This window comes from Cobetia sp. SIMBA_158 (genome assembly GCF_046566945.1).
Taxonomy (GTDB): Bacteria; Pseudomonadota; Gammaproteobacteria; order Pseudomonadales; family Halomonadaceae; genus Cobetia; species Cobetia amphilecti.
The window spans coordinates 1-277 of the sequence record NZ_JAWJYL010000282.1; the positions used below are offsets into that span (position 1 = coordinate 1).

A 277-nucleotide genomic window follows, 5' to 3' on the forward strand; every position below is an offset into this window, starting at 1 on the left:
TCCTACATCAATTGTTAATGATCCTACTGTTATGATTCATCACCTCCTCCAAGAATGAGTTGTCTATATCTCTTATAATCTTCTTCACTATTAAACGAAAATACTGGAGTTTTGCCCTTTTGAAAAGAAATTCTACCGCCAACTTGAGATAGGTACGCTTGTTTTAATGCATCCTGTTCAAACGGAATTCTAATAGTCATATGTAATTTCTCCTTTCAATATAAAAAGTGCTTGATTTATGTAGTAAATATGAATACTTATTTCTGGTTAAAAGACC

The 277-nt window shown here is 31.8% G+C and carries 1 protein-coding gene; it reads right to left on the reverse strand.

The window, feature by feature from the left end; translation table 11 throughout:
- Window positions 1-29 precede the first annotated feature (29 nt).
- Complete coding sequence (locus tag R2R70_RS19975; RefSeq protein ID WP_169510695.1) at window positions 30-200, reverse strand: hypothetical protein; 171 nt, start codon at window positions 198-200, stop codon at window positions 30-32.
- Window positions 201-277 lie beyond the last annotated feature (77 nt).

Coding starts and splice junctions, on each gene's coding strand:
- R2R70_RS19975 (WP_169510695.1), bottom strand. CDS start 200: ATGACTATTAGAATTCCGTTTGAACAGGATGCATTAAAACAAGCGTAC.